This is a genomic window from Xanthobacter autotrophicus (assembly GCF_030015065.1).
GTDB classification, from domain to species: domain Bacteria; phylum Pseudomonadota; class Alphaproteobacteria; order Rhizobiales; family Xanthobacteraceae; genus Xanthobacter; species Xanthobacter autotrophicus_D.
The window spans coordinates 23,583-35,818 of record NZ_JAIVFN010000038.1 but is presented as its reverse complement, the minus strand read 5'-3'; the positions used below and the strand labels follow the sequence as shown (position 1 = coordinate 35,818).

The following is a 12,236-nucleotide window of genomic DNA, read 5'->3' as shown; positions in this document are numbered from 1 at the left end:
TTAAGTCGTCGGCAGCGTCAGATGTGTAATAAGAGACAGTCGCTGCTCGGGGTGGCGGGCGGGGAGCTGCTGATCCCGACGCTGGTGATGCTGTTCGGTGCCGACATCAAGCTGGCCGGCAGCCTGTCGCTGGCCATCAGCCTGCCCACCATGGTCGTGGGCTTTGCCCGCTACAGCCAGGATCGCAGCTTCGCCGTGCTGGGCCGCAACCGGCGTTTCCTCGTCATCATGGCGGCGGGCTCCGTGGCGGGAAGCCTCCTCGGCGGCCAGTTGCTGGGCCTCGTGCCGAGCGAGATCCTGCTGCCCGGCCTCGCGGTCATCCTGCTGGTGTCCGCCGTCAAGGTCTGGCAGCACCGCTGAGCAGCCCGAAGCCCCGTGGGGCGTCGGGCGGGCATCAGAGCCGGTTCAGGCGTGGGCCGGCTGGGCGGGAGCGGCGGCGCCGGAGCGGGCCTTCTCCGCCAGATGGCCGGCGAGGCGGTGGGCCATGGCCATGATGGTGAGGGTGAGGTGCTTGTCGGGAAGCACCGGCACCACGCCACCGTCGCAGACATAGACATTGTCGAGGTCGTGGCACTTCAGGTCCGCGTCCACCACGCCCTTGCCCGGGTCCGCAGAGATGGCGGTGGTGCCGGCATAGTGGATGCCGGTGCCGCTATTGTCCCGTGACGGATAGATGGAGGTCGCCCCGGCATGGCGCAGCACCGTGCGGCCCCAGGCTTCCATGGCGTCCATCATCTTGTCCGCCTTGGCGGAGGAGGAGAAATCCACGGTCACGTGGCGCACGCCGAACCGGTCGTAGCTGTTGGCCGGCCGCACCCGGTTGGCGGGGTTGGGATCGCCGGCGCAGAACAGGCCCAGCGTCACATAGGAGTGGAACATGAAGCGGGAGAGCCGCTCCTTCATGAAAGGCGGGAAGCGCTTCATGCCGGCAAGATAATGGGGCACGTCCGGCACGCCGTGGATGGCATGGCCGATGAAAGGGAATTCCTCCCCGTCCGGCAGGGTGCCGCGCGACAGGAGGATCAGGAGGTCGCCATAGCCGATGTCGAAGTCCCGCCCGCTGCCCCACAGCCGCCAGAGCGAGGTGGACAGCACGGACTTGGGATTGTCCTGGAGCCGCAGGCCGAGCTGGCCGAAGGCGTTGCCCATGCCCTCCGGGGCCATGTCGTCGGCCGAGTTGAACAGGATGCGCGGGGTCTCCACGGCGCCGGTGGCCAGCACCACGGTATCGGCGGTGAGGAGGCGGGATTCGCCGGTGGCCATGTCGCGGTATTCCACGCCCATGACCCGCCGCGAACCGGGCTCGCGCAGCAGCCGCACCACCTTGGCTCCGGTGCGCAGCTCGTAGTTCGGCAGCTTGGCGATCTCCGGCAGCAGGCGCGCGGTGAACTTGTAGACCGCGCCGGTGGGGCAGCCGGAGGTGCAGATGCCGGTGGAGACGCAGGCGTTGGGGCTGTCGGGCCTTGTGTCGATGGCCTTGCGGTTGGGAATGGCGCGGGAATAGGGCTCATCGAGGCCGTTCACCGCGTCGATGATCATCTGGTCGGCGGGCCGCAGGGGCTTGGGCGGCACATAGATGCCGTCCGGCAGCTCGGGGATGTTCTCCGTGGTGCCGCACACCACGATGCGGCGCTCCACCGCGTCATAGTGCGGCGCCAGTTCCGCATAGCGGAACGGCCAGTCGGCGAAGTCCTTCTCGGAGAAGCGCACGCTCACGCCGTTCCAGAGATTCTGCAGGCCGTTCACCGCGACGATCTGGTAATGGCGGAAGCCGCCCTCCGGCCAGCCCGTGGAGCCATCCTCGCCCTTCTCGAACAGGGGATGGACAAACAGGCTGTCATGCGGTTCGGCGGGCCACACCGTGTTGGCGCGGATGCCGAAATCGAGCGCGGTGCCCGGCGGGTCCACGCGCTTGAAATGGTCGTCCGCCAGCTGGCCGCCCTGCTCCAGGGAGACCACGTTCAGCCCGGCCTTGGCGAGCTCGTAGGCGAGGATGCCGCCTCCCGCCCCAGTGCCGACGACGATGACATCGCAATGGGCTGCTTCAGCCACGCACGCCTCCCAGGGGCCATTCGCCCACCGTGCTCAGGAAAGCCGGCGAGGCGAAGTAAACGTATTCGAAGAAGGTGTGCACGGTCTCCGCGTCGTCGCCCAGATGCGCGCGCTCGACCTCGCCGCCCTCGGTGAAGGCGGCGCGCGCCGCGATGCGCCGGAAGGCGGCGTTGAGCTGGTCGTTGAGCGCCGCGACGCGGGCGAGGTCGGGCAGCAGCGGCTCGAGCTCGCGATGATAGTGGTCGAGCGGCAGCACCGCCGCGACGAGGCGCTCGAAATCGAGCGGTGCCGCGGAGGGGCTGGCGGCTTCGGCTTCAGGTGCGGCCATGGCTCGGCTCTCCTCAGGCGGGACGCGGCGTGAAGCGGCCGAGGTCGCGCAGGGGCCGGCCGCTGTCGAGGTGACGCTCGATCTCCTCGAGGCTCACGCCGGACGTTTCGGGCACCAGCCATTGGGTGAAGGCAAGCCCGACGACGCACACGACCGCATAGAGGCCGAACACGCCGGCGAGGCCGAACTCGGCCACCAGCACCGGGAAGCTGAACACCACCAGGAAGTTGAAGCCCCAGTTGACCAGCGAGGCGATGCTCATGCCCAGCGCCCGCACGTCGAGGGGGAAGACTTCCGACATCATCACCCACGGCAAGGGGCCGATGGCGATGGCGAAGGAGGCGATGTAGAGCACCAGTCCGCCGAGGGCGAGCTTGCCCATCATCTCGCTGCCGGTGGCGGCGCCGATGGCGATGACGCCCAGCGCCACCGCGGTGCCGGCGAAGCCGATCAGCAGCAGCAGCCGCCGGCCGAGCCGGTCGATGAGGGCCATGCCGACGACGGTCATGAGCACGTTGACCACGCCGATGCCGGCGGTGGCCAGGATCTGGGTGGTGGTGGAGCCGAAGCCGGACAGCTCGAACACGGTGGGGGCGTAATAGATCACCGCGTTGATGCCGGAGAGCTGCTGCAGCAGGAACAGCCCCATGGCGACGATGAGCGCCGGCCGCACCCGCGGGGTGAGCAGGTCGGCGAGGCGCGCCTTGCGGTTCTCGTCCTGGGTCGCGGCGACGCGGATCTCCTCGAACTCCGCCTTCACGGCGGGGTCGCTTTCCGGCTTGTCGCGCATGCGGGCGAGGGCGGCGCGGGCCTCGGCCTCCCGGCCGCGCACCGCGAGCCAGCGCGGCGTGTCCGACAGGACGAAGATGCCGAGGAACAGGGCGATGGCCGGCACCGCGCCCACCGCGAACATCCAGCGCCAGGCCTCGTCGAACGCATAGCCCACCACGTAGGCGCCGAGGATGCCGAGGGTGATGGCGAGCTGGTAGATGGAGACCAGCATGCCGCGTTCTTTCGCCGGCGCGCATTCGGAGATGTAGAGCGGCGCCATCATGGCGGCGACGCCGACGCCGAGGCCGATGATCAGCCGGGCGAAGGTCAGGGTCCAGAGCCCCCCGGCGAGGGCGCTCAGGAGCGCGCCGATCACGAACAGGACGGCGGCGGCGAGCAGCAGCCGGCGCCGGCCCAGGGCCAAAGCGAGGCGGCCGCCGACGATGGCGCCGAGGAAGGCGCCGAACGGCACGGCCGCCGTCATCATGCCTTCGGCGACGGGATCGATGCCGAGGTCCCGGCGCAGCGGCGCCAGGGCGCCGGCGATGACGCCTTCGTCGAAGCCGAACAACGCACCGGCGATGCCGGCTATGGCGGCGATGAGGTACATCATGGGGCGCCCCTCCCGGAGTGCGGTTTCAGGTGTTCGTTATGCGGGACCCGGATCGCGCTCAAAATTCAAGACGCAGAACGCGTGACCCGATCAGCCTGCGATGCGGGCCGATCGTGGCGCGCACTACGCGAGCACCACTTTCGCCACCTTGCGCATGGCGGTGATGATGTCGTCCACGTCCTGCGGCGTGAGCGTCGAGGCGATGGTGAGCAGCGCGCCACGGGCGTGCAGCTCGTCGCAATGGGCCAGCGCGCCCGCGGCGTAGCTGTAGCCGGCGCCGAACGCATTGGACGGGTGGGTCCAGGGGAAGCCGTCGCGGCTGTCCGACCTCTTGTTCACCAGGCTCGGAATGTTCGAGTACCAGTGCATGCCCCATTCCCGCATGGTGAGGCAGGCGAGCGAGCCGGGCGGCCCGGCGATGCCCTCGGCCCGCAGCGCATCGACGAAGTGGCGGGCGGTTGCCTCGTCCTTCAGGGTCATGATGAGGAAGGGGCCGGTGTCGCCCGCCGGATCGGGAATGGTGCGGAAGCCGAGGCCCGGGGTGCCGGCGAGCGCCTCGCGGATGCGCCACTTGGCGGTGCGCATGGCGCCGGTGATCTGCGGCAGCTTGCGCATCTGGGCAAGGCACATGGCGCCGGTCAGCTCCGACATGCGGGCGCCCACGCCCCACAGCTGGCAGGTCTCGTCCGAGGTGTCGAGCCGGCCCTGGGCGTTGCGCGGATAGCCGAGGTCGTGCAGCGCCACGATGCGGCGATAGAGGTCGTCGCGCTCGGTCACCACCATGCCGCCGTCGCCGGAGGTCATGTTCTTGTTGAGCTGGAAGGAGAAGATGCCCACGTCGCCGAAGGTGCCCACGGCCTTGCCGTTCTGGCTGGCGCCGGCGGTCTGGGCGCAATCCTCGATGAGGCCGATGCCGCGCTCGCGGCAGATGCGGGCGACCTCCGCCACACGCCCCGGTGCCCCGCTCATGTGCACCATCAGCGCGGCGCGGGTATTCGGGCCGATCTTGCGCTCCACATCGGCGGGATCGAGGGTGAAGCAGTCATCCACGTCCACGAGGCGCGGAATGGCGCCGGCGCGCACCACAGCGCTCACGCAGCTCACCCAAAGATAGCCGGGCACCAGCACCTCGTCGCCGGGGCCGATCTCCAGCGCCGACATGGCGATGGAGAGGGCCGCCGTACCCGAGGAGACGCCGAGCGCATGCTTGTGGCCGAACGCGGCGCACCATTCCTTCTCGAGCGTGTCCACCATGTGCTGGAGGTCCGGCCCGTAGAAGCGGAAGGGGCTCTTGGCGCGCACCACGCGGGAGACCAGCTCCAGCTCCTCGTCGCCGATCCAGTGGGCGCCGGGCAGCTCCCACGGCAGCGGTGCCTTGCGGACGGGGTCACCGCCCTCGATGGCCAGACGATTGGCGTGCTCGTGCGCAGTGGCTGAGACCGTCACTTGGCGCTCTCCCTTGAAGCCAGATTTATCGATTGAAACCTGTCGAGGCCGGATTTTTTCTGTACTTATGCTCCTGCCTCGCCGCAGCTTACAAGTCCTTTCCGTTAAGCGGCTATGGGGTACCTCATCTCGACGATCGACCTCTGGAGCCATCCATGAAGACGCTGTTGCTCACGGCCAGTCTCGTGCTGCTGTTCGGCATCCTTTTCGGCTTCAGCACGGCGTCCATCGCGGGTGTGGTGGGGGCCATCACCGAGGCTTTCGCCCTGTCCACCCGCGCCACCGAGATGGTGGTGACCTCTCTCCTGGTCGGCTGCTTCGTGGGTGCCGCCGCCGCCGCGCCGGTGTCGGCGCGAATCGGTCGGCGGCCGTCCTGCCTGCTCGCGGCGCTGCTGGCCATGGCCGGCTACATTCTGATTCCGCTGGGACAGGGCGTGGCGGCCGGGCCGGGCATGCTGGTGGCGGCCCGCATCCTCGTCGGGCTCGGGGTTGGCCTGTCCTCCATGGTGGTGCCCATGTATGCGGCCGAGGTAACGCCGGCGCGACACCGGGGGGCGGTGGTCTCCCTGTTCCAGCTGGCCATCACCATCGGCATCCTGATCGGATATGCGGTGCCGCTTGTTCTCATCGGCCGCGCCTCATGGCAGCAGATGCTTGGCGGCGGGGTGCTGATCGCGGCGGCTTGCGCCGCCATCGTGCTGCTGCTCCCGGAAAGCCCGCGCTGGCTCAGGTCCAGGGGCATGAGCGCGCGCGCCGAGGCCGCCGCCCGCGCGCTCGGCATCGCCGCCGAGATGGGAGAGGAGCGCGCACCGGACGGGGCCAACTGGCGCGCGGTGCTCGGCCGCGGCGCCACCATGGCGGTGCTGGTCCTGTGCAGCGTGCTGTTCGTGCTGCAGAATTTCTCCGGCATCGACGGCATTCTCTATTACGCGCCGCACATCTTCACCGAGCTGGGCTTTCCGGCGGGGGTCGCGGCGCTGGCCGCCACTTTCGGCCTGGGGCTGTTCAACGTCATCGCCACCATCGCCGCCATGGCGCTGGTGGACCGGCTCGGCCGCCGGCCGCTCTTGATCGTGGGGTCGGCGGCCATGGCGGCGAGCCTTGCCGCCGTCATCGTCGCGGCGCTGGCCGACTGGCCCTGGGTGGCGCTGGCGGGACTGTGCGCCTACATCGTCGCCTTCGCCCTCAGCCTCGGCCCCTTGCCCTATGTGCTCATGTCGGAGCTGTTCCCCTCCGCCATCCGGGAGCGGGGCATCGCGGTGGCCTCGGCCACCAGCTGGCTTTTCAACGGCATCGTCGCCGGCACCTTCCTGTCGGTGGTGCAGGGCATCGGCCTCGCCGGCACCATCGGCATCTTCTTCGTGGTGTGCGTCCTGTCGCTGGTGGTCGCGCTGCTGTTCGTGCCGGAGACGCGCCGCGTGGGGCTGGAGGAGATCGAGGCCGACGTGCTCGACGGCCGTCCGCTGCGCCATCTCGGCGCCGGCGGCTGAGCCTCCCATGGGACGCGACAGGGCCTGACCGCCGCAAAGGGGCATCACGCTGCGTCAAGTCGGTCGCCCGCCGCTCTGGTCGCCCACCGAGACCTCCGCTATAGGGGTATGCGGTTGCAGTGCGCAAAGAGGAGTTGTCCCGTGGCCGACGTGATGCATCGCGCGCCGAACGCAGTGGCTTCGGGACGTGTTCGATTGGGAGCGCCCGTGGTCCTCCTCGGCGCGGCCCTGCTGGCGGGATGCGGCGAGGCGCCTGAGGCGAAGGCACCTGAGCCCCGGCCGGTGCGGACGGTTCTCGCCACCAGCCGCGCGGCGAGCGATTCAGCGACCCTCACCGGCCAGGTGGAGGCGCAGAACGAAGCCACCTACGGTTTTCGCATCGGCGGGCGAATCATCGAGCGCCTCGTGAATGTGGGCGACCGGGTGAAGCCGGGCCAGGTGCTGGCGCGGCTCGATCCGCAGGACGAGCAGAACGGCCTGCGCTCGGCCCAGGCGGCGCTTTCTGCCGCCAATGCCAATCTCAGCCAGACCCGCAACCAGTATGAGCGCCAGCGCCAGCTGCTGGCCCGCGGCTTCACCCCCCGCGCCCAGTACGAGCAGGCAGAGCAGGCCTTCCTCAACGCCCGCTCGCAGGTGGAGGACGCCGAGGCGCGGCTGAGGATGGCCGAGGACCGTCTCGGCTTCACCGAGCTGAAGGCGGATTCGGCGGGTGTCGTCACTCAGCGCCGGGCCGAGCCCGGCGAGGTGGTACAGGCCGGCCAGCCGGTGATCGAGGTGGCGCGCCAGGACGGGCGCGACGCGGTGTTCGAGGTTCCGGCCGCCCTTCTCACCTCCCTGCCGGGCGATCCCGAGGTGGAGGTGACCCTTTCGGGCGACCCCGCGGTGCGGACGACGGGCCGGGTGCGCGAGGTGGCGCCCCAGGCGGATCCCGTCACCCGCACCTTCCGTGTGCGCGTCGGCCTCATTGATCCGCCCGAGGGGCTGCGGCTCGGCACCACGGTCATCGGCCGCGTGGTGGTGGATACCGGCCCGGTCATCGAGATCCCGGCCAGCGCGCTCACCCGCCTCAATGACAAGCCGGCGGTGTGGGTGGTGGATCCCAAGGCCCAGACCGTCTCCCTGCGCAACGTGGAGGTGCTGCGCTTCAGCCCCGCCACCGTAAGTGTGGCCGAGGGGCTCAAGCCCTCCGAGATCGTGGTGACGGCCGGCGTCCAGGCGCTGCATCCGGGGCAGAGGGTCCGCCTTCTGGGGACGCAGCTGTGAGCGGCGGCTTCAACCTCTCCGCCTGGGCGCTGAAGCACCGCTCGGTCATCATCTATCTCATGGCCATCTCGGTGGTGGCCGGCATCATGGCCTTCAAGAGCCTGGGCCGGGCGGAAGACCCGACCTTCGTCATCAAGACCATGGTGGTGCAGGCCAACTGGCCGGGCGCGACCCTGGACGAGACCTTCCGGCAGGTGACCGAGCGGCTGGAGCGCAAGCTCCAGGAAGTGCCCAGGCTCGATTATCTGGAGAGCTACACCAAGCCCGGCACCACCACTGTCTTCGTCCACCTGAAGGGCTCGGCCACGGCGGCCGAGGTGCCGGACATCTGGTACCACGTGCGCAAGAGCATCGGCGACATCCGCCACACCCTGCCGCAGGGCATCGTCGGGCCGTTCTTCAACGACGAGTTCGGCGACACCTTCGGCATCATCTACGGCTTCACCGCGGACGGCTTCACCCATCGCGAGCTGCGCGATCATGTGGAGGATGTGCGCTCCGAGCTGCTGCACGTGCCGGATGTCTCCAAGATCGAGATCCTCGGCGCCCAGGACGAGCGCATCTTCATCGAGTTCTCCATGCGGGAGCTCGCCAGCCTCGGCATCGACCGCGCGGCCGTGCTGTCGGCGTTGCAGAGCCAGAACATCGTGCGCCCCTCGGGCGAGATCCAGACCGGGGCGGAGAACATCTCCATCCGCGTGTCCGGGGCCTTCACCTCGGAGGCGGACGTCGCCGACGTGAACTTCGTGGTGAACGGCCGGCTCATCCGCCTCGTCGATATCGCCACCATCCGCCGCGGCTATGCCGACCCGCCGCAGCCCATGTTCCGGGTCAACGGCAAGGAGGCCATCGGCCTCGCCATCGCCATGCGCGACGGCGGCGACATCCTCGCCATGGGCAGGAACATCGACAAGACCATGAACCGCCTCATTGCCGACCTGCCCGTGGGCATCGAGGCGCATCTGGTGGCCGACCAGGCGGTGACGGTGAACAGCGCCATCGCCGAGTTCATGGAAAGCCTGTGGCAGGCGGTGGGCATCATCCTCGTGGTGTCGTTCATCGCGCTGGGGGTCAGGGCCGGCGCCATCGTGGCGCTCGCCATCCCGCTGACGCTGGCCATCGTGTTCGCGCTGATGCAGCTCGTTCACATCGACATGCAGCGCATCTCGCTGGGCGCCCTCATCATCGCGCTGGCGCTCATGGTGGACGACGCCATGACCACCACCGACGCGACGCTCACGCGCCTTGCCGCCGGCGACGACAAGGTGACGGCGGCGTCCTACGCCTTCAAGGCCTATGCGGCGGCCATGCTGGCGGGAACGCTGGTGACGGTGGCGGGCTTCGTGCCGGTGGGCTTCGCGGCCAGCTCGGCGGGCGAATACACCTTCACCCTGTTCGCCGTGGTGGGCATCGCGCTCCTGGTGTCGTGGATCGTGGCGGTGCTGTTCGCCCCGCTGATGCAGGTGTTGATCCTGAAGGCCCCGCCCAGGGACAAGGTCCCCGATCCCGATGCCCCGCCCACGGGGGTCATGGGGCTCTACCGCGCCTTCCTGATCTTCTGCCTGCGGCTGCGCTGGGCCACCATCGCCGTCACCCTCGGCCTGTTCGCGCTGTCGGCGCTGGCGCTGCCGCTGATCCCCTCGCAGTTCTTCCCCTCCTCGGACCGGCCCGAGCTGCTGGTGGATCTCGCCTCGCCGCAGAACGCCTCCATCTACCAGAGCGAGAAGGTGGCTCAGACGTTCGACGCGGTGCTCGCCGATGACCCGGACGTGGCCCGCTGGTCCACCTATGTGGGTCGCGGCGCCATCCGCTTCTATCTGCCCCTCGACGTGCAGCTGCCCAACGACTTCTTCGCCCAGACCGTGATCGTGGCGAAGGACGTGGCGGCCCGCGATCGCCTGCGGGCCAAGCTGGAGAAGGTGCTGGCGGAGGACTTCCCCCAGCTGGTCGCCCGCGTCTCGCCGCTGGAGCTGGGCCCCCCGGTGGGCTGGCCGGTGCAGTACCGCGTCTCGGGACCGGACATCGAGAAGGTGCGCGCCATCGCCTTCGACCTCGCCGCCGTGATGGCCTCCAACCCCAAGGTCGAGACGGTCAATTACAACTGGATCGAGCCGGCGCGGCAGGTGCGCATCAAGGTGGACCAGGACGAGGCGCGCCTGCTCGGCCTGTCCACCGCCCAGCTCGCCGGCGTGCTCAACACGGTGCTGTCCGGACAGGCCATCACCCAGGTGCGCGACGACATCTACCTCGTCAACGTGGTGGCCCGCGCCACCGACGAGGAGCGCGTCTCGCTCGCCACCCTCTCCACCCTCCAGGTGCCGCTGCCCAGCGGGCGGACGGTGCCGCTGAGCCAGATCGCCACCTTCGACTACACCCAGGACTATCCCGCCATCTGGCGCCGCGACCGGGTGCCGACCCTCACCGTGCAGGCGGACGTGCGGCGCGGCATCCTGCCGGAAGGGGTGGTGAGCGAGCTCGATCCCAAGATCGACGCCCTGCGCAAGACCCTGCCGCCCGGCTACGCCATCACCGTGGGCGGCACCGTGGAGGAGAGCGCGGCCTCGCTGGCCTCCGTGGTGGCGGTGGTGCCGGTGATGCTGCTGCTCATGTTCTCGGTGCTCATGTTCGAGCTGAAGAGCTTCCAGCGCCTCCTCATCGTACTGTCGGTGGCGCCGCTCGGACTCATCGGCGTGGTCGCGGCGCTGCTCGCCTCGGGGCGGCCTCTGGGCTTCGTGGCCATCCTCGGCGTGCTGGCGCTGATCGGCATGATCACCAAGAACGCGGTCATCCTCATCGGCCAGATCGAGGCGGACCGCGCGGCGGGCAAGACCGTTTGGGATGCGGTGGTGCACGCCTCCTCCATCCGTTTCCGGCCCATCATGCTCACCGCCGTGTCCACGGTGCTGGGCATGATCCCCATCGCTCCCACCGTGTTCTGGGGGCCCATGGCCTTCGCCATCATGGGCGGGCTCATGGTGGGCACGCTGCTCACCCTCATCTTCCTGCCGGCGCTCTATGTCGCCTGGTTCGGCCCGGATACCGGACCGGAGCGGGCGCCGGCGTCGCCGGCCGCCGGCACTGCCAGGGCCTGACGCGCCCGGCGGACCAAGGATCCCGCCGCCGCGTCCCGGCGGCGGGCAACAGCGACGGGGGGCGGCCGCACGGCACGACCCGCCCGCGAGGGGAGGCGGCGCCACGGGCGCAAGGTTCACGCCGGCCACACGGCCCGGCCAACTGACTGGAGACGCCTGAAATGGATCGCTCCCCCCTTCTCGTGGACCTCGCCCTGCAGGGCGGCGGCGCCCATGGCGCCTTCACATGGGGCGTGCTCGACCGGTTGCTGGAGGAGACCTGGCTCCAGATCGACGGCATCTCCGGCACCTCGGCCGGCGCCATGAATGCGGCGGTACTGGCGGACGGCTACGCCGCCGGCGGGGCGGAGGGGGCGCGGCAGGCGCTCGACCGCTACTGGCGCGCGGTGGCCGACGCGGCGCGCTTCTCCCCCTTCCAGCGCGGCCCGCTGGACCGGCTGCTGGGCAAGTGGACGCTGGATTCCTCGCCGCTGTTCGTCGGCATGGACCTCATGTCCCGCCTGTTCTCGCCGTATGACCTGAACCCGGGCAACTTCAACCCGCTCAAGGGCATCCTCGAGGAGCACATCGACTTCGAGCGACTTATGGGCTCGCCCATCCGCCTCTTCATCACCGCCACCAACGTGCGCACCGGCCGCGGCCGGGTATTCCGCAACGCCGAACTCTCGGCCGACGTGCTGCTGGCCTCCGCCTGCCTGCCGACCCTGTTCCAGGCCATCGAGATCGACGGCGAGGCTTATTGGGACGGCGGCTATTCCGGCAATCCCACCATGACGCCGCTGGTGCGCGAATTGTCATCGGACGACACCATCCTGATCCCCATCAACCCGGTGGAGCGGCCCGGCACGCCCAAGACCGCGGCGGAGATCATGAACCGGCTGAACGAGGTGTCGTTCAACGCCGTGCTGCTCAAGGAGCTGCGCATGATCGCGCTGATGCGCAAGGTGGCCGACCCCGGCGACACCGAGGGCGCCGAGTGGGCCAAGATGCGCATCCACATGGTGCCCAACCGGCTGATGGGGACGCTGGGCTATTCCTCCAAGCTCAACGCGGAGTGGGATTTCCTGTCCATGCTGAAGGACGAGGGCCGCAAGGCCGGGCAGGATTTCCTCGACAGCTTCGGCGACCGGCTCGGCATGGAGTCCACCGTCGATCTCGACGTGCTGCTGCAGGGAGTGTGA

General features: G+C 69.4%; 7 protein-coding genes and 1 pseudogene. 4 read left to right on the top strand and 4 right to left on the bottom strand.

From position 1 onward, the window contains the following. Positions 1–405: 405 nt before the first annotated feature. The 4 genes and pseudogenes from K9U40_RS10120 to K9U40_RS10105 all read right to left on the bottom strand — a co-directional run bounded on the left by K9U40_RS10120 (position 406) and on the right by K9U40_RS10105 (position 5,210). Entirely contained in the window at positions 406–2,052 is a 1,647-nt protein-coding gene (locus K9U40_RS10120; protein ID WP_282890068.1) for a GMC oxidoreductase, read from the bottom strand. Further along, a complete protein-coding gene (locus tag K9U40_RS10115; RefSeq protein WP_282890067.1) occupies positions 2,045–2,380 on the bottom strand; it encodes a hypothetical protein in 336 nt (111 codons plus the stop codon). Before K9U40_RS10115 ends, K9U40_RS10120 begins: the two co-directional genes overlap by 8 nt. A 13-nt stretch (positions 2,381–2,393) precedes the next feature. Continuing rightward, a pseudogene (locus tag K9U40_RS10110) lies at positions 2,394–3,767 on the bottom strand (sugar porter family MFS transporter); the annotation flags it as partial. Between the two features lie 120 nt (positions 3,768–3,887). Beyond that, positions 3,888–5,210: a DegT/DnrJ/EryC1/StrS family aminotransferase gene (locus K9U40_RS10105; RefSeq protein ID WP_282890065.1), complete on the bottom strand. Its 1,323-nt coding sequence runs from the start codon at positions 5,208–5,210 to the stop codon at positions 3,888–3,890. A 155-nt stretch (positions 5,211–5,365) separates the two neighbouring features. Between K9U40_RS10105 and K9U40_RS10100 the strand changes: the two genes are divergently transcribed. From K9U40_RS10100 to K9U40_RS10085, 4 genes are all read left to right on the top strand, one after another. Then, positions 5,366–6,700 (top strand): sugar porter family MFS transporter, encoded by a 1,335-nt coding sequence (locus K9U40_RS10100; protein WP_282890064.1) that lies wholly within the window; start codon positions 5,366–5,368, stop codon positions 6,698–6,700. A 153-nt stretch (positions 6,701–6,853) separates the two neighbouring features. Then, entirely contained in the window at positions 6,854–7,963 is a 1,110-nt protein-coding gene (locus tag K9U40_RS10095; protein WP_414115013.1) for an efflux RND transporter periplasmic adaptor subunit, read from the top strand. Then, a complete protein-coding gene (locus tag K9U40_RS10090; RefSeq protein ID WP_282890062.1) occupies positions 7,960–11,055 on the top strand; it encodes an efflux RND transporter permease subunit in 3,096 nt (1,031 codons plus the stop codon). The genes K9U40_RS10095 and K9U40_RS10090 overlap by 4 nt, the downstream gene beginning before the upstream one ends. 161 nt (positions 11,056–11,216) lie before the next feature. Further along, on the top strand, positions 11,217–12,236 hold the full coding sequence (locus K9U40_RS10085) for a patatin-like phospholipase family protein (RefSeq protein ID WP_282890061.1): 1,020 nt from the start codon (positions 11,217–11,219) through the stop codon (positions 12,234–12,236).